This is a genomic window from Mesobacillus foraminis (genome assembly GCF_004340465.1).
GTDB classification, from domain to species: domain Bacteria; phylum Bacillota; class Bacilli; order Bacillales; family Cytobacillaceae; genus Mesobacillus_B; species Mesobacillus_B foraminis.
This window is the reverse complement of sequence record NZ_SLVV01000013.1, coordinates 64055-87950: the sequence shown is the minus strand read 5'-3', so window position 1 is coordinate 87950 and position 23896 is coordinate 64055. Positions and strand designations below refer to the sequence as shown.

At 40.9% G+C, this 23896-nt stretch carries 18 protein-coding genes; 16 read left to right on the top strand and 2 right to left on the bottom strand.

The features are described 5' to 3' along the window. Window positions 1-27 precede the first annotated feature (27 nt). The 8 genes from EV146_RS22030 to EV146_RS27225 all read left to right on the top strand — a co-directional run bounded on the left by EV146_RS22030 (window position 28) and on the right by EV146_RS27225 (window position 10386). Window positions 28-1392, top strand: coding sequence for an amidase (locus EV146_RS22030; RefSeq protein WP_132010804.1), 1365 nt, complete (start codon window positions 28-30; stop codon window positions 1390-1392). 2 nt (window positions 1393-1394) lie between these two features. Next, on the top strand, window positions 1395-2135 hold the full coding sequence (locus tag EV146_RS22025) for a sulfite exporter TauE/SafE family protein (protein ID WP_132010802.1): 741 nt from the start codon (window positions 1395-1397) through the stop codon (window positions 2133-2135). A gap of 359 nt (window positions 2136-2494) precedes the next feature. Then, the gene (locus EV146_RS22020; protein WP_132010800.1) at window positions 2495-3412 is read left to right on the top strand and encodes an ArsR/SmtB family transcription factor; all 918 of its coding nucleotides are present in this window, start codon (window positions 2495-2497) and stop codon (window positions 3410-3412) included. A gap of 173 nt (window positions 3413-3585) precedes the next feature. After that, window positions 3586-4878 carry an ABC transporter substrate-binding protein gene (locus EV146_RS22015; protein ID WP_132010798.1) on the top strand — a complete coding sequence of 431 codons (1293 nt, stop codon included), beginning with the start codon at window positions 3586-3588 and terminating at the stop codon, window positions 4876-4878. A gap of 86 nt (window positions 4879-4964) precedes the next feature. Next, window positions 4965-5915, top strand: a complete 951-nt coding sequence (locus EV146_RS22010) for a carbohydrate ABC transporter permease (protein ID WP_241994013.1) — start codon at window positions 4965-4967, stop codon at window positions 5913-5915. A 15-nt stretch (window positions 5916-5930) separates the two neighbouring features. Beyond that, window positions 5931-6764, top strand: a complete 834-nt coding sequence (locus EV146_RS22005; RefSeq protein WP_132010796.1) for a carbohydrate ABC transporter permease — start codon at window positions 5931-5933, stop codon at window positions 6762-6764. Window positions 6765-6785: 21 nt separating this feature from the next. Next, window positions 6786-9518: a glycoside hydrolase family 2 protein gene (locus EV146_RS22000; RefSeq protein WP_132010794.1), complete on the top strand. Its 2733-nt coding sequence runs from the start codon at window positions 6786-6788 to the stop codon at window positions 9516-9518. A gap of 727 nt (window positions 9519-10245) precedes the next feature. Beyond that, a complete protein-coding gene (locus EV146_RS27225) occupies window positions 10246-10386 on the top strand; it encodes a hypothetical protein (protein ID WP_158287171.1) in 141 nt (46 codons plus the stop codon). Window positions 10387-11301: 915 nt separating this feature from the next. Here the strand turns inward: EV146_RS27225 and EV146_RS21995 are convergent. After that, on the bottom strand, window positions 11302-12117 hold the full coding sequence (locus EV146_RS21995; protein ID WP_241994012.1) for an IclR family transcriptional regulator: 816 nt from the start codon (window positions 12115-12117) through the stop codon (window positions 11302-11304). Between the two features lie 180 nt (window positions 12118-12297). On the opposite strand from EV146_RS21995, the gene EV146_RS21990 reads away from it, so the two are divergent. Genes EV146_RS21990 through EV146_RS21980 form a run of 3 tightly spaced genes read left to right on the top strand, consistent with a single transcriptional unit; the run spans window position 12298 to window position 16351 of the window. Next, window positions 12298-13650: a lyase family protein gene (locus EV146_RS21990; protein WP_132010792.1), complete on the top strand. Its 1353-nt coding sequence runs from the start codon at window positions 12298-12300 to the stop codon at window positions 13648-13650. Next, window positions 13625-15157, top strand: a complete 1533-nt coding sequence (locus tag EV146_RS21985; protein WP_241994011.1) for an aldehyde dehydrogenase family protein — start codon at window positions 13625-13627, stop codon at window positions 15155-15157. The genes EV146_RS21990 and EV146_RS21985 overlap by 26 nt, the downstream gene beginning before the upstream one ends. 30 nt (window positions 15158-15187) lie before the next feature. After that, on the top strand, window positions 15188-16351 hold the full coding sequence (locus EV146_RS21980) for a Zn-dependent alcohol dehydrogenase (RefSeq protein WP_132010788.1): 1164 nt from the start codon (window positions 15188-15190) through the stop codon (window positions 16349-16351). Between the two features lie 42 nt (window positions 16352-16393). Here the strand turns inward: EV146_RS21980 and EV146_RS21975 are convergent, their stop codons facing one another. Beyond that, complete coding sequence (locus EV146_RS21975; protein WP_132010786.1) at window positions 16394-17173, bottom strand: MurR/RpiR family transcriptional regulator; 780 nt, start codon at window positions 17171-17173, stop codon at window positions 16394-16396. 117 nt (window positions 17174-17290) lie between these two features. Between EV146_RS21975 and EV146_RS21970 the strand changes: the two genes are divergently transcribed. From EV146_RS21970 to EV146_RS21950, 5 genes are all read left to right on the top strand, one after another. After that, entirely contained in the window at window positions 17291-18076 is a 786-nt protein-coding gene (locus tag EV146_RS21970; protein WP_132010784.1) for an SDR family oxidoreductase, read from the top strand. Window positions 18077-18110: 34 nt separating this feature from the next. Then, window positions 18111-19622, top strand: a complete 1512-nt coding sequence (locus EV146_RS21965; protein WP_241994010.1) for an FAD-binding oxidoreductase — start codon at window positions 18111-18113, stop codon at window positions 19620-19622. 6 nt (window positions 19623-19628) lie between these two features. Then, window positions 19629-21071: an FGGY-family carbohydrate kinase gene (locus tag EV146_RS21960; protein WP_241994009.1), complete on the top strand. Its 1443-nt coding sequence runs from the start codon at window positions 19629-19631 to the stop codon at window positions 21069-21071. A 108-nt stretch (window positions 21072-21179) separates the two neighbouring features. Beyond that, window positions 21180-22751 (top strand): BCCT family transporter, encoded by a 1572-nt coding sequence (locus EV146_RS21955; protein ID WP_132010780.1) that lies wholly within the window; start codon window positions 21180-21182, stop codon window positions 22749-22751. 167 nt (window positions 22752-22918) lie between these two features. Then, complete coding sequence (locus EV146_RS21950; protein ID WP_132010778.1) at window positions 22919-23722, top strand: fumarylacetoacetate hydrolase family protein; 804 nt, start codon at window positions 22919-22921, stop codon at window positions 23720-23722. The last annotated feature ends 174 nt before the right edge of the window (window positions 23723-23896 follow it).

Genomic DNA, 23896 nt, shown 5'->3' with positions numbered 1-23896 from the left:
TTTTTGGACCGAAAGGAGTTTTGACCATTGATTAAAACCTCTACATCTACCTTAACCATTGCAGATTCTCATCGGTTATTACGAGAAAAACAGATTTCCCCCACAGAATTGGTTTCCTTGTTCATCGATCAAATTGATAAAGTTGACCCCCAAGTAAAAGCATGGGTAAGAGTGGAGAAGGCGCAGGCGGTAGAACGGGCAAAGGCACTTGAAATGAAGATGAAGGACCCTGATGAACTGCCACCGTTATTTGCCATTCCATATGGAGCGAAGGACATTATGTATACAAAGGGGATCCCTACTGAAGGCGGATCCCTTGTTAATAAAGGATTCATTCCTGACCGGAATGCCAAAGTCATTGAAAAACTACAAAATTCAGGAGCAATCCTGCTTGGGAAGACCACTACAACTGAATTTGCGAACTGGGGGGGACCTCCAGAAACGAGGAACCCTTGGAACCTAAATCATACGCCAGGTGGTTCAAGCTCTGGATCCGCTGCCGCTGTTGCAGGAGGGATGGCCATGCTTTCATTAGGAACCCAGACGGCGGGCTCCTTATCCAGACCTGCTGCCTACAATGGATTAACCGTTCTAAAAGCAACATATGGAAGAATCAGCAAGGCGGGTGTCATCCCAGCCAGTTGGAGCCTGGATCACATTGGTGCTTTTACTCGTACCGTTGAAGATACGGTTCTTGTATACAATGAGATTTCCGGACCAGATCCTGACGACTCAGCTACATGGACATTACCAAAGCAAAATCTTCGTATCCAGGAGCAACGAGGATATACAGTCGGTGTTGTCATCGATGACTATTTCCAAGATACAGATGCTGAGGTAAAAAGGACAATGGAGGAGGCAATTCGAGAGTTTGAGAGAATGGGCTTTACTATCACTTACATCCGTCTCCCAGATAGTTTAGAGGCTGCCAATGCCGCACACCATATCGTAATGAAATCTGAAGTTGCCCATTTTCATGAAGAGGAGTTTTTGAAGGATGCCTCCCGATTTGGCTTTTTCCTCCAAGAGTTCATTCGGGACGGACTTCAGATCAAAGCAAATGACTATTTAAAGGCACAGAGAATTCGAACTGTATTCCGGCAAGAGGTAAGTGATCTGTTCAAACAGGTGGATCTCTTATTGACAGCGGCAACACCAACCCCTGCCCCAGAGGGAATTTTAGCAACGGGTTCACCGGCTTTTAATCTTCCTTTTACAAATGCAGGTGTTCCCACCCTGACACTCCCTGCTGGTTACACAAAAAATAGCAATCTTCCTATGGCCATCCAGCTAATAGCGGCGCCATTGGAGGAACAAAAACTCATTGATGCCGGATATCTGTTTCAAAAACAAACAGATTGGCATTTAAATATACCCGAGATACTCAAATAAAAATGAGTATTACCATTACAATGCTTTTCCTTGGGGTCGTGTTAGGATTTATTGGAGCTGGGGGTTCCGGATTTATCATTGCCATTCTTGTTACGATTTTTCACGTACCAATCCATACGGCTTTAGGGACCGCAATGGCCGTTATGTGTTTAAGTACATTGACGGGAAGCTGGAGTCATTTTCGGGAAGGAAACTTAAATTTAAAGCAAGGCTTAAAAGTAGGGTTTTTTGGAGGGATTGGCGCTTATCTTGGCACCCAGTTGACTCCGTTTATCGATTCAAATGTGTTAATGTTTTTCACTGTGGGAGGCTTAGCTTTATCCGGACTGCTACTTTGGCTGAGGACGAATTTAAACTTGGAAGAACAAAACCAGGAATCCGAGCTGAAAACAATGAAATATATGGCCGTTGGAATGGGGAATGGATTAATATCCGGGATTTGTGGAATAGGTGCTGCCCCTTTTATCCAATTGTCCCTGATTAAATGGCTTCATTTCCCGATTAGGATTGCAGTGGGAACGACCATGCTTGTGATTCTGCCAATTGCCTTATTCGCTTCCTTTGGCTTCATTCAAAATGGCTACTTGGGAGGGGCACTATTCTTAAAAGTTGCTTCAGGAACAATCATTGGTACATACCTGGGAGCGAAGTTAACCAGAAAACTACCGCGAGCCGTCTTGCGATATGGAATGGTTCTTACACCAATTACAAGCGCCATCTTGCTATTAATTAATTTTCTTTAAATAACTTACTAGGCCTCAGTGAATGGGGAAAAGAAAGGCTGCCAGATCTTTTGGTAGTCTTTTTTGCATGGGGCACTTTATATTAAAGCTCATGATAATTGAGCTTATCACAATAAATTATCACTAGCGTTGTGACGATTATATTACTAATATTTATGTTATTGTTAATATGAATATAGTTGATAATATTTATTATTTTTTGGAACAGCCTTTAAGTGATATGTTTTCACTCGTAGTATAATGACCTTCAATTTTGATTTAAGTAGTAGGTAATGATAGTTATTCCATAAAAGAAAAATGTGAAGTTTCAGTCTTTATGATAATATAATTTTCAAATGGAGTTTAAAGGGAGTTTATTTATGAGGACCTTACAATTAACCTTAGAGGAAGCCATTGTAATATGCAAGGCGCTGTCAAATGAGCATAGGATGAACATACTAGAGATCCTTACTTCGGGTCCGTTAAATGTCAATGATTTAGCCGAAATGATGGACCTGCCTTTTTCTACTACAGCGGTAAATATAAAAAAGCTGGAGGATGCAGGCCTAATATCAACTGAGCAGGTACCAGGCCGAGGGATGCAGAAAGTGAGCTCAAAGAGATATGATCAGATAATCATTAAACTTAGGAAGGAGACACATAGTGAGGAGAATGTGATTTCCATTGATATGCCAATTGGCGAGTATACAGATTGTGAGGTAGAGCCAACCTGCGGATTAGTCAGCGATACAGACTTTTTGGGGGTGCTAGATGATCCCAGAACTTTTTATGAAACGGACCGAAAAAATGCTGAGTTAATTTGGTTTCGGAGTGGGTTTATTGAATATAGGTTCCCAAACAGGGTTCCAGATGATTCAAAGTGTGACCAAATAGAAATCATGGCGGAGTTATGCTCCGAGGCTCCTTATCATAAGTTTGACTGGCCTTCAGATATCACAGTTTGGGTTAATGGTATCGAAATAGGAACGTGGACGTGCCCTGGTGATTTCGGGGGTGAACGAGGAAACTTTACTCCTGAATGGTGGCTTACTGAAAATACGCAATTTGGTCTTCTAAAAACATGGACAATTAACAAGAAGGGATCCTTTGTCGACGGAGTTAGGCTATCAGATGTAACATTGATGGAGTTGTCCCTACACTCAAAGCCCTATATCTCAATAAAGTTTGGCGTCAAGAAAGATGCTTTAAATTCGGGTGGAATGAACCTCTTTGGACACCGTTTTGGTAACCATGAACAAGGGATACTTTTGAAAATCTTTCATTCATCGAAAATATAGTTTTCTTATGTGCTGTAGACAATGTCAACAGCATTTTCTTGTTTTCCAGAATATGAACCTTGTATCAACTATTAAAATTTTTTTACCTTCTATTACAATAAAGGTTGTAATAGAAAATAAAACCGTGTTATATTAAAATTCAGAAAATTAAAACTAAGTAAGGGGGAAATGCAATGAAAAAGGTTTATTTATTGGTTTGCGTCATGCTTTTAACATTATCAATCTTCACAGGTTGCAGTAATTCAGAATCCGCAAGCTCAAGTGAAGGTCAAAATGAAAGCGGTAACAACGAAATTGAGCTAAAATATTGGGTTCCCTTTAGTGGGGGTGACGGCGATTACATGAAAGCCATGGTTCAGGAATTCAATAAAACAAATTCAGATATCCATGTTGAGATGTTGAATTTGAAATGGGAAGAATACTATACGAAGCTGCGCACGGCCGTTGTATCAAAGCAAGCCCCTGATGTGGCGGTGGCACACACTTCATATCTAGGGGAGATTGTTCCTTCAGATATGGTTTACGAACTCGACCCTATCGCAGAGGAAGCTGGGGTCAAGTGGGAATCTTTCAATGAGAACATCTTAAACGCCACTGTATTCAACGATAAACATATGGCCATTCCACTTGATACACACGCAATGGTCATGTTTTACAACAAGAAGATTCTTGGGGATGCCGGTTTATTAGACAGCGATGGTAACCCCAAGATTGAGCCTGGAGCAGAGGGTTTCATAGATTTTCTGAAACAAGTACAGAAAAAAGCACCGAAGGATATAATGCCTTTCGTTGGGACTTCAAATGGTAATAACCCATTTTGGATGTGGTGGGCACTATACAGCCAAATGGACGGTGAGCTTCTAAGTGAGGATGGAAAAAAAGCAGCCTTTAACAATGATGAGGGTAAGGAAGCATTACAGTTTATTTCAGATTTGGTACACGAGGATAAACTTTGGCCTAAAAATGTGAAAAATGGTGGAGAGATTTTTGCTGCCGGAAAAGCTGCCGTTAATTTCAATGGAGTCTGGTCTACCGGGACATATGAAAAGAACAAGTCTCTTGAATTTGGAGTGACCACCATCCCGCAGCTTTATGATCAAAAAGCTACCTGGGGAGATTCCCATACGATCGTATTGCCAGTCCAGAAGGAGGTAAATGACGAAAAGCAGAAGGCTGCTGTCACTTTCGCAAACTGGCTTGCCCAAAACGGTGCCATGTGGTCAAAAGCTGGGCACGTTCCAAGTAAACCTGAAGTTATTGAATCAACGGAATTTACTGAGCAGCCGTATCGAAAGGATTATGTAGGAGTTATCGACGATGTTAATTTCATGCCTAGCTCCGAAAAGTTAATGCCAATAGGTGATGCCTTGCGTGCAAACTTTGATTTAGTGATGAATGGACAGGCTTCGGTTGACGAAGTGATGACCAAAGCCGAAAAGGAAGTTAATCAGTTGCTATCTAAATAATAAGATTAGAGGGTCGCCCCTTCCCAGGGGCCCCCTTTGTAAAATGGGTATGATTCATTCCGATTTTGAAAGAAGGAGGTAAAAGTGTGGAACCAGTATCGATAGTCAACGAAAACAAAAAACAACAAAAAAAAAGGAAAGCGAATAAAGTTATAGGTTTGTTGTCAAACAAGAAGAAATTATCGCTTAACCTGTTTGCCTGGCTGTTTTTATCGCCATATTTATTGTTTTATTCATGGTTTATGTTATACCCCATTGTAAAAGGCTTTATCATCAGCCTATACGAGTGGTCCATTGGGAATGAGAGGACGTTTGTAGGTTTCGGTAACTACAAAAGTATTTTTCAAGATAGTTTTTTCTGGGAAGCCTTGAGCAATACAGTTTATTTCGTTGTTATCTCCACACCAACACTCGTAATAACAGGAATCTTATTGGCATTAATCGTAAACGCCAAACTTAAGGGTACAGGATTTTTAAGATCGGCATTCTTTCTTCCTCATATTCTATCAATCTCTGTCATCAGTAGTATCTGGGTATTCGTCCTCCAGCCTTATACCGGTCTCATGAATGCTGTGCTTAAATCTATAGGGATAACCACAGAAATTTTCTGGCTTGATAGTGAAAACCTTGCGTGGTTATCAATACTTCTAGCAACCATATGGTGGACAGTGGGATTCAATATGGTTCTGTTCTTAGCCGGATTACAGGAAATCCCGGATGATTATTACGAAGCAGCACGTATTGATGGAGCTAACAGCTGGCACTGTTTCAGATTCATCACACTCCCTTTACTAAAAGGTGTTATTTTGTTAGTTGTCGTCCTCCAATCGATTGCTTCATTCAAGTTATTCGGACAATCCTACCTCATGACTAACGGTGGTCCTGGCACCTCGACTAGAACCCTTGTTCAGTATATCTACGAAACAGGGTTCAGAAGCAATGAAATGGGTGTGGCATCGGCCATGTCTTATGTGCTGTTTTTGGTTATGATCCTATTTGCAATCGTACAGTTTAAATTTATGTCAAAGAAAGATTAGAGGAGGGGATGCCTAATGGAAATACTCAAGTCAAGAATTAAGCCAGGAAGAACACTCCTTTATATTTTCAGTTATTCCTTTGTGATAATCTGGCTGATTCCTATGCTTTGGATGGTGATTACAGCGATAAAACCGGATGGGAGTCCGGTGACTATACTGACAGAACTGATTAAACCTCCTTTTACCATGGACAACTATCAGTATGTCTCCGAAAACGCATCGATTTGGAGATGGACCTGGAATAGTGTATATATAGCTGTCGTGACGACCGCTTTAACCTTGCTGTTAACTTCTATGGCGGCATACGTCTTGTCAACGATCCCTTTCAAAGGAAATAAGCTCGTTTTTGGAATAATCATTGCCGGGCTAATGGTTCCGACTGAGGCTACGATCATTCCATTATTCTTGATGATGGTCGACAGCGGGCTTGTTAACAGCTACAGTTCGATCATTTTTCCAAGTGTTGCTGCACCTCTTGGGGTGTTGATCTTAAAACAATTCTATGATTCTATTCCGAAGGAGCTTGTGGAAGCAGCTGAAATGGATGGTGCGAATAAGCTTAGAATTTGGTGGAGCATTTTCTTGCCTCTTTCCCGTTCTTCTATGGCCGCCCTTGGTATTTTTACATTTATTAGTTCCTGGAATAACTTTTTATGGCCATTCCTCGCGATTAGCGATGAAAAAATGATGACCTTGCCTATCGGTATACCGCTCTTCCAGAGCGGATATGCAGCGGAACTTACTATTCCAATGGCTGCAAATATGCTGGCAAGTCTACCAGCATTAATTGTGTTTATCCTGTTCCAAAAACACATCATTAAAGGTATTGCAATGACAGGAATTAAATAATATCCACGAGGAGGAGAAGAGATGAGAAAAACGTTAAGTTTAGATGGTGTTTGGACCTTTAGACCGGACAAAAAGGATGAAGGCGAATGGCGGGACTGGCATGTAGAAGGGGTACCGGGGGGATACGAGGTGAAGGTACCCCATATATGGCAAAGGGATGGAGAGGAGCTTGTTACCTATAATGGAGCTGCGTGGTATGAGAAAAGGTTCCCTTTCAAGGAAACCGAAGGGAGGATCTTTCTCCAATTTCAGGCGGTTGATTATCACACAAAAGTTTGGCTCAATGGACAGTATATTGGTGAACACGAAGGCGGGTTTACCCCCTTTGAATTCGATATTTCAAAGGTCCTGCTTCAGGATGAAGAGAATGTATTGACTGTAAGAGTTTTTGATCCTGAAGATAATGCCGAGATTCCGATCGGTAAGCAGGGAAGCTGGTACACAAGAGTAAGCGGGATATGGCAAAGTGTTGGTATAGAAAGAAGACCTGATACATTTATTGAAAGTGTTAAGGTCATACCGGATCCTGATAAAGAGCAATTAAAGGTAAAGTTGAAGGTAAATGGTAAGTTATCCAGAAACGCTGAGGCACTATTTACAGTTTGTAATCATCTTTCTACTGACTTGGCGGTAATATCCCAAAAGGAATTCCTAACTTCAAACGATATCGAGTACATATTAAATATTCCTAATCCTGTCCTGTGGGAATTAGAGAATCCACACTTGTATGATCTGGAAGTAGCAATTGGGGAAGACTCAATGACTTGTACATTTGGGATGAGAAAGATCTCTTTTGAGGATGGCAGGATCACATTAAACAACAAACCGGTCTACATCCGAGGTGCACTAGATCAGGCGTTTTATCCTGATACTATATACGTGGCACCATCTGATGAATACATTCAAAAAGAAATCAGGCTTGCCAAACAAATGGGCTTCAACATGCTGAGAAAACATATTAAAGTGGAAATCCCACGGTATTTATATTGGGCCGATAGGATGGGAATCCTGATTTGGGCTGAACCGCCTAACTATGTAAAGTTCACCCCACAGGCAACCAAGAGGTTTACGGACGAATTAACCGCTATGATAAAAAGGGATTTCAATCATCCTTCCATTATCATCTGGTCTATCTATAATGAAGAATGGGGGTTGGAATGGGATCTGGCCAATGACCCGGTCAAGCAGAAGCATGTGGAGGAAATGTATGATTCTATCAAAATGCTGGATCCTACAAGGCTGATTTGTGACAATTCGGGTTGGACTCATGTTAAAACCGACATAAATGATCATCATAGGTATTTTGTATGTCCGGATCAGTTGATATCATGGAAAAAAGACCTGGATGAGTTCGTAATCGGTGACCCAGATAAAAACTTTGTTGATGGATATGAATCTAAGGGGGAACCAATCATTGTTTCTGAGTTTGGCGTTTGGGGACTACCTAGTGTCGAAAAGCTAAAGGAACATTACGAAGGAGTGCCATGGTGGTTCATTAATCAGGGGGAAGAGTCCCATCAGGAGGACTACAAAAAGCCGACCACCTATCTTGAAAACTTCACAAAATATCAATTGGATGAAACCTTTGGTTCATTTGAAAATTTAGCGGTTGCATCTCAAAACCGAATGTTTCGGGCTGTTAAATCGGTCATTGAGGAAATGAGGAAGCGACCAAGTATTGCGGGATATGTAGTAACAGAATTTACAGATATTGAGTGGGAGACCAATGGGTGGCTTGATTACCTGAGAAATCCAAAGGAAGGATTCGAGCGACTGATCGATTTTAACGGTCCCATCACAGTTTTGATAGATAAAATGGCCAACAATGTATGGTCAGGGGAAATGGTGGACTTGGATATTATCGTATGTAATGACCATTTAAGACCTTTTGAAGGGGCGGTTGAATGGTCCATTACAGGCACACAACTTAGCGGAAGCATACCCGTAAATTCATCAGGAGAAGCCATCACCAGACTTAACGATCCTATTTCCTTTCAAGTTCCGGAGGTGACCTTGCCGGGCTTCCATCAGTTAGAGCTGCTCCTAAAAACAACAGGCGGCCAAACTCTTGCTACAAATAAAGAGGAGATGACCATTACGCCAAGAATCAAGCGAAGTAAAGGGGAGATTTCCGTTTACGCTCTGAATAAACAGATATTAACGGAACTAGACTTAAACGGTTATGAAACAATCGATTATTTAGACGAGAATCTAACAGTTATTACCGACACCCTGGACGAAGAGATTCTAAATTTCGTTCATAAAGGGGGAAAAGTTGTCTTTCTCGCCGAAGAAGGAGATCGAATTGAGAACAAAGGACATTACACTTTCAGGGAACTTCCTGAAGGGGAAAGTTGGCCTCGTGCCTCTTCCTTTAATTTCGTTAATCCTAATCATTTTCCTGGGATCCCTTTACATCCAGAAATGGGGTGGGAGGTCGACCTACTAATCCCGGACTACGTTGTCCCATTCAGTGACTACAAAAAACCTGGAAGCCGCCGTAGCATCAATATGTTTGGGAGTCCTGGTATCGCCCGATCCTCTAGAGTGATTTCAGGATACTTTCAAGGGTGGGTCGGCCAGGTTGGTGGTTCTTTAATTGTACAAAGATGCGGAAAAGGGACCATCACCTTGACTACTTGGAAGCTGAAAGAGAATTATGGAACTCATCCCATTGCAACACAAGTTTTGGATCGACTTATTTCGATGGAAACTAAGGACTTGTTTATAAAGGAAACAACAGCTACTGTATAGTTTATATTCAAAAATCAAAAATCACATATATAGCAACATTAGGTTTTGATATTAAAGGTCTACAATCCACAATGTCAGGCTGAATTTCATTTCGCACAGGAAGCCAGGTATAAACTGGCTTCTTTTTAATTCATGTATTCCTTAATTCATTCAATAGTAATGGCTCGGGAGACCTTAAAGAATGTAGTTAGGTTAATGAATACCCTTGTTAGGTGTAACAAGGGTATAGAATATCCGGAGTATGACCTATAAAATCGAATCGGTAACAGGTTATTAACGTTAGGTGAATTCTAGTAATGTTAAATCCCCAATGCTTGATGAAAAGGCGCAACCTACTTTCGTTCTGAAAAAGGCATCCAAACACAAAGGAACTAATAGAGATAATGAGATATTTTTAGAATTCTGTAGAATTTTGCTCAAAATAAATAATAACCGGTATTTATGGCATAAAATCGTTTTTCATTGGCGTTGTCACTACTTTTAATTTTTGATATATAAGAATCGTAAACATCATTTCAATAAGGAGGGGCGTTCGTCATGATAGATTCTTGTATCAATTGTGGAAGAACACTTCGAGTTTGGCCTGCAAGTCTTTATTGTTCCGCTTGCCGAGAATTAACCGCAGGGGACAATATCTACGATTTTTACTTCGAATCTGATGAAAAGTATGTCCCTGAATATTAACGAGAATTATAACCATTAATCCCATTCTAAGGAGGGTTTTGTAATGGGTAAAAAAGCTGTTCATAGACGGAGAGAGATTAGGCGCATACTTCGCCGTGAATTAAAAAAGACGGAAAACCAACAAATCCCTGAACCTTTCTTTATGGTACAAGACAAACGTAAGAAGGTACTTCCTTCTGCATAGTTTACTTACCTTACCGGGCAGTTTTTGTCCGGTTTCTTTATGTTATATTGCCGGAGGACAATCCTTGTTTTTACGATTGCAATCGGGTTTTTATTGCACTAGATGTATTGGAATCATATTGATCTTTACCGTTTCATTTAAGTTAAAGAAATGCTGCCCTGAAAGCGTATCCCGAACAATTTCCCTTATCAAATGAAGTTAAAACTGAGCACATTAACAGGAAATTCCCCCGATCCTTCATGCGAATGGAAATGGTTCTCACACGATTTACAAATGCAATCTTGCTGTGAATTAATTTTCTATAAGCAATTTACCAGTGGTAGTAAAGAGAAATAAGGCATAGCAGCTAGATTCTTTGGTAGTCTTTTTTTGCATAGGATACTCTATTTTAAATGTCTAAATAAAAGAGTTTCTCACAACAATTTATCTACAGGACCAGCCATGGTTATAATATTATTTTTATAATTGTTAATAAAAATATAAATAATAATATTTATATTTATTTGGAACATTCTTAAAGTGATGAGGGTTCGCCACCAGTAACACTATAGTATTATAATGCACACCTTTTGCGTAATTAACTGGCATATGAACCTTTCGCAATAGAGCCTATAATAGTACCAATCATGGTGTCCTTGGAATTGAAATTAATGAAGCGCACATGAGAAATAAGATAGCAATAGGTTATAATTGGAGGAATTCAGTCTGGAGACATAAGGACGGCATTATTGCAGAGTGGTCTATATCCTTGGCCACAAGTAGGTTTAAATTTATTTTGTATTAATAAGCTAAGCCCTTCCAAGACGGAAGGGCTTTAACCTTTTCTATAAATAAGTTACTGATTTAATGTTTCGACTTCGAATTATTGACGCTTCTTTTGGTTTATACATATTGGAAAGAAGAACCATCCCAATTTTAGTTCCCTAATGCAAGGTGTTTTGTAATTTCCTGTGTGGCACTGATTATTCGATCCGATAATGCTAACATTTTTTCCTTTGTAAAGCGAAAGCTTGGACCGCAAACGCTAATAAATGCAATCAGATTATTTCGCTGATCAAAAATAGGAGCTGAAATGCCGTTCTCATTTTCATCCAATTCTCCAACAGATGTAGCAATTCCTCGTCTTCGTACGATTTGAATCTCTTCAAGTAATTCATCAGGGTTTGTAATGGTAAACGGTGTAACCTTTTCAAGTGGCTGTCCCAATATAATGTCCAGTTCTTCAGAAGGGAGCAAGCTTAAAAGCAGTTTTCCATTAGACGTACAATGAAGGGGTAAGTGTGCGTTTACATAATCCACCAGCCTTACACTATGCACCGGATCAATTTGATCAACAGTTAAAGTTCCATAATGTTTTGGTACACTCAGCAGAACGGTTTCTTGGGTTTCATCTCTCAATTTCTCCATACTATTACGCGCACGTCGGATAAGTGAACCGTAATGATTTGTTGCTTGTGCGGATAGTCGATTAGCTGAAATCCCGAGCTGGTACCCTTTCGTTAACGGATCACGTTCTACAAACCCATAATTTTCAAGCGTACCTATGAGGCGCCATACAGTCGTTCTATTCATATTGGATTTTTCCACTAAGTCGCCAATGGATATAGAGTTGCTACTTTCTGCTACGATTTGGAGCAACGATAATGCACGGCCCACTGCTTGAACGGATGTATTCTCCTGTTTAGTTTTTTCCTTGTTTTGTAATTCACTATTCTTTTTCATGTCTTTCATTATAGCTTAAATACCTTACCATAATCTAACCTTTTAAATATTTCCGAAAACTTTTAATTTTTGTTTGACACAAATGATTTTCCATTTTACAATTGCACTAAAGTTCCTTATATGAACATTATGTTCACAATACGAACAAAAAAATAACAATAGAAATAGACTCATATGGGGATGGTTTGAATGCTGTTAATGAGGGAAGAATCGGATTATTTTGGGGTCATTGAAATTCCAAAGGATGCTCTGTATGGGATTCAAACGGTGAGAACGATACAAAACCTCTCGTTTTCTGGCCGTACTTTGAGCCAGTATCCTACATATATCGAATCGCTTGGCATGGTCAAAAAGGCAGCTGCCCTCGCCAATCAGGAAGCAGGGGTATTTGACGAAATAATTGGAAATGCCATTATACATGCATGCGACAGTTTAATCCAAGGTGATCACCATGAGCAATTTCCCATCGATATTTTGCATGGGGGCGGCGGAATTGGCACCAACATGAATGTGAACGAAGTCATTGCCAACCTTGCGAATGAATCTTTCGGGTACCCAAGAGGAAGCTATTCTCCCGTGCATCCTGCTGAACATGTAAACGCTTCCCAGTCGACGTCTGATGTGTGTCACACGGCCATAAGGTTAGCTATCATGAAAAGCTTTCAACCGCTTTTTAAAGCATTAGACCAACTAGTCGTGGTAGTGAAGGCAAAAGCAGGAGAGTTCCAAGACGTGACAACGATTGCCCGTACATGCTTGCAAGACGGGATGAGGGTTCAGCTTGGTGAGACCTTCAGAGGGTATAGTCAAGTGATCAAACGGAGGGTCCTTGCATTAGAAGACGCAGTCAAAAAACTTCACTCTATTAATCTAGGCGGTACAGTAATCGGATCAGGGGTTGGAGCTCCGAAAGCCTATCGGGACAGAGTAGTATCCAAACTTTGTGGGGTTTCAGGGATGGAGTTGTCCCATCGTGAAAATTTATATGATGCGGCTCAAAACATCGATGACCTAGCTAGGGTTTCAAGTGAATTACGTATACTTGCTTCCTGTTTGCTGAAACTAGCAAAGGATTTACGACTTCTATCATCTGGACCGGAAGCAGGTTTTTCTGAAATTCAGCTGCCGGCTGTGCAGGCGGGGTCCACCTTTTTTCCTGGAAAAGTGAATCCAGTCATACCGGAAACGTTGATTCAATGCTGCTTTCAAGTAATAGGCTGTGATCATGTCGTCCAGACCACACTGGAACATGGAGAATTAGGGCTAAACGTATTTGAAGGGGCAGCGGGTGCCAATATTTTAGATGCGATGGTGATGCTTGAAAAAGCACTTACTACATTTACTGAGAAATGTATTACAGGTACAGAAGCCAATCGAGAGCGCTGTGAGGAGCTAGCTAACAGCTTAATCCCTGTGGTTGTCGAGTTAAAAGAAAAGATTGGCTACACTGCTACTGCTCGGTTAGTGAAGGAAAAAGGAAAAGAAGAAATAAAGAATATGATTCAAAATGGAGGGAATGAACGTGACACAAGCAATGAATAGTAAAGTATTTGAAGGAATCGAACAGCCGAAACTGGAATGGGCTAAGGAATGGCTTAAGACAACTAAAAAACTATATATCAATGGCGAATGGATGGATAGCACAAGCGGCCAATTCATCGAATCCATCAATCCGGCAAATGGTAAAGTAATTGGTAATTTCCAAGCCGCTTCAAAAGCGGATGTGGACCAGGCAGTATCAGCTGCACGCGACGCGTTTGAACATGGAGCATGGAGTACCGTTTCTCGTAAAGAGCGTGCCAAAATTTTGCGGAAAATCAGCGATTTAATGGATCAGCATCGTGCAGAGTTGGCTACGCTTGAGACCTTGGACAACGGGAAGCTATACACGGAATCCTATCATGATGCGGTGGGAGAAGCCGTTGATATTTTTGAATATTATGCAGGATGGACAGACAAATATTATGGGGAAAACAACCCTGTTGATGGAAATTTCTTAAGCGTTACAACCAGAGATCCGATTGGTGTGTGCGGTCAAATCCTTCCTTTCAACTTCCCGCTCGATATGGCTGCCTGGAAGCTTGCACCAGCCTTAGCAATGGGAAATACGGTTTTATTAAAGCCGTCAGAAAAAACCTCTTTTTCGGTGATTCGTCTGTTCGAATTAATCGATGGCGCCAACCTCTTACCAAAAGGAGTCATCAACCTGCTCCTTGGGGATGGAGAGACAGGACAGAATATTTCCACTCACATGGGCGTTGATAAAGTAGCCTTTACGGGAAGCACGGATATCGGGAAGAAACTTGTCCACAATTCTGCGGATTCAAACTTAAAGCCAGTTTCCCTTGAACTGGGCGGAAAATCTCCTAACATTATCTTTAACGACCCGCCAAATCTAGATCAAGCAATTGAGCGTTCGTTCTATGGGTTGTTTACACACAAAGGGGAGAAATGTTCAGCACCAACTCGTTTGTTTGCTCATGTAGATGTGTACGAAAAAGTGGTTGAAGACATCTCGAAACTAGCAAACAGCTATGTAGTAGGAGATCCATTCGACCCAAAGAGCAATCAAGGTGCCCAGGTTTCTGAAGAGCATATGGAACGGATTTTAGGCTACATCGAAAGTGGAAAAAGCCAAGGTGCTAGATTAGTAGCTGGTGGAGAGCGGGATATGACAGGGGAAAATGCAAACGGATTCTATATTCGCCCTACGGTCTTTGCTGACGTAGACAATAAGATGAAAATTGCGCAAGAGGAAATCTTTGGACCTGTTCTTTGCATTATTCCCTTTGAAACAGAAGAAGAAGTTATTGCCATGGCTAACGACACAATCTATGGTCTTGGGGCAGGTCTTTGGACAAATGATGTATCAAGAGCACACCGTGTGGCCAGTAAGCTTCAAGCAGGGATGATTTTTGTGAATAAATATGGCTGTTATGATTTTGCCAGTCCTTTTGGCGGCTTGAAACAAAGCGGATGGGGAAAAGAGTACGCGGTTCATTCCCTGTCATCATATACAAAACAAAAAGCAATTTGGTTTGCTTATTAAAAATTCCGAGGACACGGGGGAACGTAAGAGATGAAAATGAAAGCTGCAGTCATGACGGGAGTAGGAACACCACTACAAATTCAAGAAGTGGAACTTGCACAACCAAAAGCGAATGAAGTTCTTGTAAAAATGGGGGCAACAGGCGTCTGCCACAGCGATTTAAATGCCTTAGGGGACGAAACCACTCCGAAGCCCACCATTCTTGGCCATGAAGGAGCAGGAATTGTGGCCGCAGTGGGCCCTAATGTAACGAAAGTAAAAGTGGGGGATAAGGTTGCTTTAAGCTGGGCCCCTTATTGCGGAACGTGCGAGTTTTGCGTAACAGGGAATGTCCATCTATGTGAAACAGCATTCGGCCCTATGTTTGAAGGGACGCTATTGGACGGAACCTCCCGTTTAAGTAAAAATGGCGAATTGATTTATCACAACTCATTATTGTCTACCTTTGCAGAATATGCCGTTGTACCGGAGCTTTCATGTATAAGAATTCCTGATGCCATGCCGCTGGCCCAAGCGTCGTTGATCGGTTGCGGAGTGGCGACAGGGTACGGCGCAGCCGTTCATGCTGCAAAAATAACACCAGGTTCGACCGTAGCGGTATTCGGCATCGGGGGAGTCGGTGTCAACGCCATTCAAGGGGCACGTATCGCAGGTGCGGCAAAAATTATTGCCTGTGATATGAAAGTGGCTAACCTTGAGATCGCGAAAAAATTCGGGGCGACTCATACGATCGATGTCGCTGAACAAAATGCGGAAGAAGCCTTAAAAGAGTTGACAGGCGGATACGGTGTGCATTTTGCGATCGACTGCTCTGGACATACAGGAGCGACAGAAAGTGCATGGAAAGGGACAAGAAAAGGCGGCACCGTGGTGGTCGTTGGAGCATTCAACCCAGCTGCAGCACTCCAATTGCCAGCAGGCGGCTTCCATCGAGTAGGAAAAATTTTAAAGGGCAGCTTCTATGGCGATACACAGCCATATCGCGACTTCCCTACGATTGCTCAACTTTATTTGGACGGCAAATTTATGCTGGATGAGCTCATCCTTGGACGCATTCAACTCGACGATATTAATCAAGCCTTCGATAGCTTCCATGACTGCAACTGCATCAACGTCGGTAGAACCGTCGTTGAGTTTTCATCACAAGAACAAAAGGAACAACTAAAATCTACTGATAGTGTAGTTACTATCTAATAAAAGGAAGCAGACCGTCTGATGACTAGACGGTCTGTTTTTTTAGCTATCTCGTTCGGACATTAATTTGGCCATAATTTCTTCGATGAAAATAAAAAATATGGTTCTAGTTTTTTCGTACGGTAGTAATTTATCACTTTGAGCGGATTGGGTTAAGTAAAACGTATGATCTGCCTTTAAAGTCGAGGTATTGTCGTATTCCTCCAAAATCAATAAGCTTTCAGCCCCTTTAGCCTTCACTTTTTCGAAAAGGTTTTCAAAAGAGGTGAATTTACCGGTTACGGAAAAAACAATCAATAGCGTATCCTCATCAACCAAATGCTGCGCGTGATCTTCCCCTTGGGACACTAAAATGTTTTTTGCAGAAACGAGAGCCAGCTTATAAGCAAAGTATTCTACACAAATAAAGGATGGGCCCAAACCGAAAAGAACAATTCGGTTGTATTTGTTAAAAAGGGTGATAAACTCATCCACTAATGTCTGGTCAAAATGATTAATAAAGTGATTTAATCGTTCAAGTTCACTTGAAATGGTTTTATCCTCGTGAATGATAGGCTCACCACTAAGATATTGTTTGTACTGTTTAAAGTTTTCAAATCCTAGTTTCCTTACCATCTTAGATACTTTGGATGAAGACACCTGACAATAATCTGCCGCTTCTAAAATTTTTAGGTTATCGTTCTCTTTTATAATTTCAGAGAGTTTGTTATGGATTGAAAGCTCCAGGTCATTTAACTTGTTTACATTAATATTTATGGCCTTTCCCTCACTTCCTATTTTATTCTGTAATGAAAGTATACCAAAGTGGAAAATTTTCCACAATATAAAATATTTTAATTTATTTTAGAAAATTTTCTATAGAAATCGTTTACATAGAGGGTTGTTTATTGTATATTAACCTTATTAATTTTAAAAACTTTCTAAAAAGAAGGGTTAAACATGACGACTGATATCAAAGACTTCTCAATGGATTTTTTTAGCTTAAAAGGAAAAGTGGCCATCATCACCGGAGGAAATTCAGGACTCGGTCAAGGCTTTGCTTTAGCACTGGCAAAAGCGGGGGCAGATATTTTTGCGGTCAGCATCGCTGGGGACAATGATGAAACGAAAAACCTCATTGAAGCAGAGGGTGTTCGGTATCATCTCATGCTAGCAGATGTGACTCAAGACGGGGCTTGTCAAAAGATTGCAGAAGAATGCTTCCGTACTTTTGGAAAAATCGATATCCTCATGAATAACGCAGGTATCAGTATCAATGAACCAGACGTGACGAAGTTTACTAGACTTCAATGGGATAAAATGGTTTCAATCAATTTAACAGCCGCTTTCGAATTATCACATGAAGTGGCTAAGTACATGATTCCACAACAAAGCGGGAAAATCATTAACACGTGTTCCTTGTTCTCCTATCTGGGCGGGCAATGGTCACCAGCCTATGCAGCAACGAAGCATGGTTTAGCAGGTTTTACAAAAGCCTATTGTGATGAGTTAGCTCAATTCAATATTCAAGTCAACGGAATTGCACCTGGGTATTTTGCTACGGCGGTTACAGCCGAGACAAGAGCAAACCCAGAAGCGAATCAACGAATCTTGGATCATATTCCAGCCAATCGGTGGGGGAATATCTTAGATTTAATGGGTGCAGTTGTTTATTTAGCTTCAGATGCTTCCAACTATGTAAATGGTACTCTCTTAAATGTTGATGGCGGATATTTAGTACGATAACCGACTATAGAAATGGAAAAGGGGAAATGCAGCGATGACAAATAATCAATTATTGAAAGAAGAAACGATGTTGCGTAAAGAGCAGTTATTAAAAGAATTAGAGTCTATTATCTCACTAGAACAAATTAATACCGATCATGAAGCACTTTATGATGCATCAGCGGACCGTTATAGAAAATATGCAAAGGCTAAAAAGGTTCTTGATGTTCCTATGCCAATGGCGATTGTTTATCCACACTCTACAGAAGAAGTTCAATCCCTCCTACAGTTCTGCAATAAACACAAGATCAATGTGATTCCTCGAAGCGGGAAAACAGCTACGGAAGGCGGTCTTGAAAACTGGAAGGAAATTGCAGTAGTTATTGATGGCTCAAAAATGAGCCAAATCATTAAAATCGATCCATATAATATGCAAGCAACGGTTCAAGCAGGTGTAAAGCTGCAAACATTAGAAGATGAGCTTCGTAAAATTGGCTATACAACAGGGCACTCTCCGCAGTCAAAGCCAGTTGCCCAATTTGGCGGGTTACTAGCCACAAGAAGTATTGGCCAGTTCTCAACTCTTTACGGTGCGATTGAAGACATGGTTGTCGGATTAGAATGTGTTTTCCCGGACGGACACATTTCTAAAATTAAAAATGTGCCAAGAAGAGCTGGCGGACCTGATATCCGACACATCGTCATCGGTAATGAAGGAACATTATGCTACATCACTGAAGTGACAGTGAAAATTTTTAAATACTATCCTGAGAACAATGCATTCCACGGTTATTTAATCAAGGATATGGATACAGGGATTCACATTTTAAGAGAAGTCATTACGAACGGATTTAGACCTTCTGTGGCACGCGTCTATTCGGAAGAAGATGCAAGACAACATTTTTCTCACTTCTACAAAGACAAATGTGTACTGATCTTTATGGCTGAAGGACCAAAAGGGATTGTCAAAGCGACGAATGAAGCAATTGAAGAAGCAGTCGCTAAATTCCAAGAAGGCATTGTTGAAAAAGTAGAAGACCATTACATCGAAAATTGGTTCAACAACTTGAATTGGACACAAGGTCATATTGATCATGAGATTCAAACGATGATTAATCATGATAAGCATGATGGCTATACAACCGAAGTATCCGCTGACTGGGAAACCATCACAAAGATTTATCACAATGTAATCAAAAGAGTGAGGGAAGAATTTGACCGGATTGAAGATATCACCATGCTTGGCGGTCACTCATCTCATAGCTATTTAAATGGAACAAATATGTACTTTGTATATAACTACAATATTAATTGTGAACCAGAGGATGAAATGAGAATTTATCATCATCCTATCCAAACCATTATTGTTGAAGAAACATTAAAGCTTGGTGGATCCATGTGTCATCACCATGGTATTGGAAAATACCGCAGCGAGTGGACACTAGAAGAGCACGGTTCTGCTTACTATATGCTGGAAAAATTAAAAGAAGCGTTTGACCCGAATGGTATCATGAATTTTGGCACCATCTTCCCTCAAGAAGAAGGCCTAAAATATATCAAAGGATAAAAAAGGATGGCTGGCTATATGAGCGGTTATGTAATGGGGATTGATAATGGCTCGCAGAGTACTAAAGTTGCCATTTATGATTTCGAAGGCAATGAGGTTGCATTTGGAGCCTTTGAATTAAAAGAAACGCTATCCCCGGAACCAGGCGTCGTCATCCATCCCGATGATGATTTATGGGACAGTGTATATGGAGCAATGAAAAATTGTCTAGCCAATTTTACCGGCAATCCTCAAGAGATTGCCGGGATTGGCCTTTGTACCATTCGCTGCTGCCGGGTGTTGTTAAAGGAAGATGGCCAGTTGGCTTATCCTGTGATAAGTTGGATGGATTCGCGTTTAAACAAACCATATGTCCATTCTGATGATCAAGTAAAGTATGTAACCACTACTTCTGGGTATCTAGGCTTTCGATTGACAGGGGAATTAAAGGACACGGCTGCTAATTATGAAGTTCACTGGCCGTTAGACCATAAAACACTTGATTGGTCGAAGGACGAGGAAGTATTTAAGGCATATGGCTTGAAAAGAGAGATGGTATTTACTCTGGTTAAGCCGGGGGAAAAGCTCGGGACGCTTCGGCGGGAACTGGCTGATGCGCTTGGATTGAATCCAGACATCCCAGTTGTAGCTACAGCCAATGATAAAGCGGTAGAGGCTTTGGGTTCTGGAATTAAGCACGATGGGACTATTATGATCTCTCTTGGTACCTTCATTTCGTCGATGTTGTTACGCAATCAATATAAGGAAAATGCAGTGAATTTTTTCCCAACGCTCGCCTGTATTCCATTTAAATATGTGTATGAATCAACTGGCATCAGGCGTGGAATGTGGACCGTGAGCTGGTTTAAAAAGCTGATTGGTGAAGAGCTCGTTACAGAAGCAGGCAAGCTCGGAGTATCCGAAGAGGAATACTTGAACAGGAAAGCACAGGAAGTACCGGTGGGCAGTGACGGCCTGATTACGATTCTCGACTGGTTATCAACACCATCTGAACCTTATCGAAAAGGGATCATGATGGGGTTTGATCAGCGCCATACGAAATTCCATATCTACCGCTCAATTTTGGAAGCGATTTCCTATAATATTAAGAACAATATTGATGATATGCTAGCGGAAATTGATGTAACACTAAATGATGTGGTGGTAATCGGCGGTGGCTCAAAAAGTGACTTGATGATGCAAATTATTGCCGACCTGTTTGGATTACCTGTCCATAGACGTGAAGGCAGCAGTGTTGCCTGTCTAGGAGCTGCAATCTGTGTCTGCCAGCATCTATCTATTTATAGTGACTTCTATGATGCAGTAGAAACAATGGTCAAAACGCAAAAAACGTTTTTACCGAATCCCAATAATCACGTGCTTTATAACACGGTTAACGATACGGTCGTTAAACAGGTGAGAAAACATACAGATGAGATTTTTAAGCTTACTCATCCAATCTTCAACTAAGACCTTACTAGATTAGAGTTATCAAGAAGCCGGAGCGTTCCAAGTATGTTCTGGCGACTTATATATCGAGATATTTCTAAATTGTCAAGAAACAAGGGGGATTATTGGATGAAAAATTTAAATTTAAGGCACAGCGTTTTTTGGCCGCCGTTTTTGTTGCTGATTGCTGCCGCTCTTTTTAGCTTTTTCAACAGAGATGGCTTCATTAAAATGGCAACCGACGCGAATAACTGGCTGCTGGCAAATGTCGGTTGGTTATTTAGCTTAGGCGGCTTGATTATGCTAGTAACGGTTGTAGGGGTTTATTTTTCACCACTGGGAAAAGTCAAAATTGGTGGAAAAGATGCAAAGCCGATGCTTAAGTTATCAAACTGGCTGGCAATTACTCTTTGTACGACGATTGCATCAGGTGTAACGTTTTGGGGAATTGTTGAGCCGATCTATCATGTAACGGCTCCGCCTGAGTCTCTAGGAATCGAACCAAATAGCGCAGCGGCTGCCATTTTCTCGATGTCAACCATGTATCTTCACTGGACGGTGACGCCATATGCCATTTATTGTGTACCTGCACTTATGTTCGCTTTTGCTTATTATAATATGCGCAAGCCATTCAGTTTAAGTTCAACCTTATCACCGCTATTTGGCGATAAAATATTTGGCGGCTGGGGAAAAACCATTGATGCATTATGTTTATATACATTAGCGCTTGGAATGGCTGCAGCCATGGGAACCAGTATTTTGAACTTAGCTGGTGGAGTGAATTACTTAACAGGTATTGCGAGTACTCCCAGCCTTTGGGCCATTATCTCTATCGTGGTCATGGTAACGTTTATTCTTTCTGCTTCTACCGGTTTAATGAAGGGGATTAGAATTTTATCCGATATCAATATGAAGGTCTATATTGTGATCGTCCTATTTATGTTTGTTGCTGGACCAGCAGCTTATATCGTCAATCTAGGAACGGAATCCTTTGGAAACTTTGTTACTCATTTTTTTGAAAAAAGCTTATTTACAGGTGCTGGAGCTGCTGACCCGTGGCCACAATGGTGGACAGTGTTTTATTGGGCTAACTGGTTTTCATGGGCAGCCATTACAGCCTTATTCCTTGGAAGAATCTCCTATGGTTATTCCGTAAGAGCGTTTATTATGGTGAATTTTGTGTTCCCTTCCGCTTTCGGTGCTCTATGGATGACAATCTTTGGAGGCACGGCGATTCACAAGCAGATGACGGAAGGAACCTTAGGGGATATCTTAACGAACCAAGGACCGGAATCCGTGCTTTATTCAGTTTTAGCAGATGTACCATTGTCTAGTTTGGTTATTCCTTTTTATCTGTTTGTCGTCTTTATCTCTTTTGTAACGGCATCCGACTCCAATATCTCGGCAATGGGCGGAATCAGTTCTTCTGGAATTACGCCTGAAAGCCCTGAAGCCGGCTTGGGTATTAAAGTGGTTTGGGGTGCGGCGATTGGAATTATCTCTTGGATCATGATTAGCTTCGCTAAAATTGACGGAATCAAAATGCTTTCCAACCTAGGAGGCGTACCTGCACTTATATTAGGGCTGTTAACCGTCTTCGCCTTAGTGAAAGTAGCAAGAAACCCGGAAAAATATGATATCGCAAGCAAAGACCAGAACAATGAGGCTGAGGATACAGAAGATTTAAAAAAAGTAATGTAACTTTTTGAACATTTGAATTCGAGAGGGGTCTCAGCTATGGGACTCCTTTTAAGTGGCTTTATTTAATGCATCAAAAAAGGTGGAGTTCAATAAAAAGAAAGGAGAACAATATGAACTAATCAGCAAGCAGGTCCGATTCATTAGTAAATAAGGGAGTTGATCTCGCGATGGTGACGCAGGTACTACAAAAAACGAAAACAATAGTTCGTTATCAAAATCATAACAGTAAAGTATTTTACGGATTTGTTCAGGGCGAGGAAATTTTACAATTGACTAGTGATTTTACAGAAATTGTTAACAGTAAGCTAAGATATGATGGCATAAGAGTTAAATATAGTGATGTAAAGATACTGGAGCCGGTAGTACCCTCAAAAATCGTTAATTTTGGCTGGACATACGCTGGGCATGCAAAAGAGACTGGAGGTACAGCCTATCTTAAAGAACCGTTTTTATTTTTAAAGCCTACATCGTCTGTAATTCCCGATCATGGTGAAATCATTCTTCCTCCAAGTGGTTTAACCAAGCAGGTGGAGATGGAGGGAGAGGTGGCTGTTGTAATTGGAAAACGCTGTAAAAACATAAAAGAAGAAGAGGCGTTGGACTATGTTTTTGGCTGTACTGTATTTAATGATGTAACTGCAAGAGATCTTACAAAAACTGATCCTCAGTTTACACGCGGAAAAGGTTTCGATACCTTTGGCCCGTTAGGTCCATGTATTGTGACAGGTATTGATCCAACAAATTTACGAATAATAACAACTCTAAACGGCAAAGTTGTACAAGATGGTAGCACTAATGAGATGACACTATCAATTCCTTTCCTAATTAGTTGGATTTCACAGGTTATGACACTAGAGCCGGGTGATGTTTTAGCTACCGGTTCACCTTCTGGAAGTTGCCCAATGAAGTCTGGTGATACTGTAGTTGTTGAAGTAGAGCAAATCGGTAAACTTTGTAACTATGTAAAATAAAAAATACAAATACCGAATTCTAGCTAACGTAATCCAGTGAAAACGTTAAAACCTCGTTAAAGATTTTACAGAAATAATTTAGAAAAACCTTGCTAAACCGCACTCTACGCACACCCTGCTAAAGATATACATACTCTCTCCTTAGGGGCGGCATAATGAAATAATCATCATAAA

What these genes read in the sequence shown, in the direction of transcription:
- EV146_RS22025 (WP_132010802.1), top strand. Translation starts at nt 1,395, where the DNA reads ATGAGTATTACCATTACAATGCTTTTCCTTGGGGTCGTGTTAGGATTT.
- EV146_RS22020 (WP_132010800.1), top strand. Translation starts at nt 2,495, where the DNA reads ATGAGGACCTTACAATTAACCTTAGAGGAAGCCATTGTAATATGCAAG.
- EV146_RS22015 (WP_132010798.1), top strand. Translation starts at nt 3,586, where the DNA reads ATGAAAAAGGTTTATTTATTGGTTTGCGTCATGCTTTTAACATTATCA.
- EV146_RS22005 (WP_132010796.1), top strand. Translation starts at nt 5,931, where the DNA reads ATGGAAATACTCAAGTCAAGAATTAAGCCAGGAAGAACACTCCTTTAT.
- EV146_RS22000 (WP_132010794.1), top strand. Translation starts at nt 6,786, where the DNA reads ATGAGAAAAACGTTAAGTTTAGATGGTGTTTGGACCTTTAGACCGGAC.
- EV146_RS27225 (WP_158287171.1), top strand. Translation starts at nt 10,246, where the DNA reads ATGGGTAAAAAAGCTGTTCATAGACGGAGAGAGATTAGGCGCATACTT.
- EV146_RS21995 (WP_241994012.1), bottom strand. Translation starts at nt 12,117, where the DNA reads ATGAAAGACATGAAAAAGAATAGTGAATTACAAAACAAGGAAAAAACT.
- EV146_RS21990 (WP_132010792.1), top strand. Translation starts at nt 12,298, where the DNA reads ATGCTGTTAATGAGGGAAGAATCGGATTATTTTGGGGTCATTGAAATT.
- EV146_RS21985 (WP_241994011.1), top strand. Translation starts at nt 13,625, where the DNA reads ATGAACGTGACACAAGCAATGAATAGTAAAGTATTTGAAGGAATCGAA.
- EV146_RS21980 (WP_132010788.1), top strand. Translation starts at nt 15,188, where the DNA reads ATGAAAATGAAAGCTGCAGTCATGACGGGAGTAGGAACACCACTACAA.
- EV146_RS21970 (WP_132010784.1), top strand. Translation starts at nt 17,291, where the DNA reads ATGACGACTGATATCAAAGACTTCTCAATGGATTTTTTTAGCTTAAAA.
- EV146_RS21965 (WP_241994010.1), top strand. Translation starts at nt 18,111, where the DNA reads ATGACAAATAATCAATTATTGAAAGAAGAAACGATGTTGCGTAAAGAG.
- EV146_RS21960 (WP_241994009.1), top strand. Translation starts at nt 19,629, where the DNA reads ATGGCTGGCTATATGAGCGGTTATGTAATGGGGATTGATAATGGCTCG.
- EV146_RS21955 (WP_132010780.1), top strand. Translation starts at nt 21,180, where the DNA reads ATGAAAAATTTAAATTTAAGGCACAGCGTTTTTTGGCCGCCGTTTTTG.
- EV146_RS21950 (WP_132010778.1), top strand. Translation starts at nt 22,919, where the DNA reads ATGGTGACGCAGGTACTACAAAAAACGAAAACAATAGTTCGTTATCAA.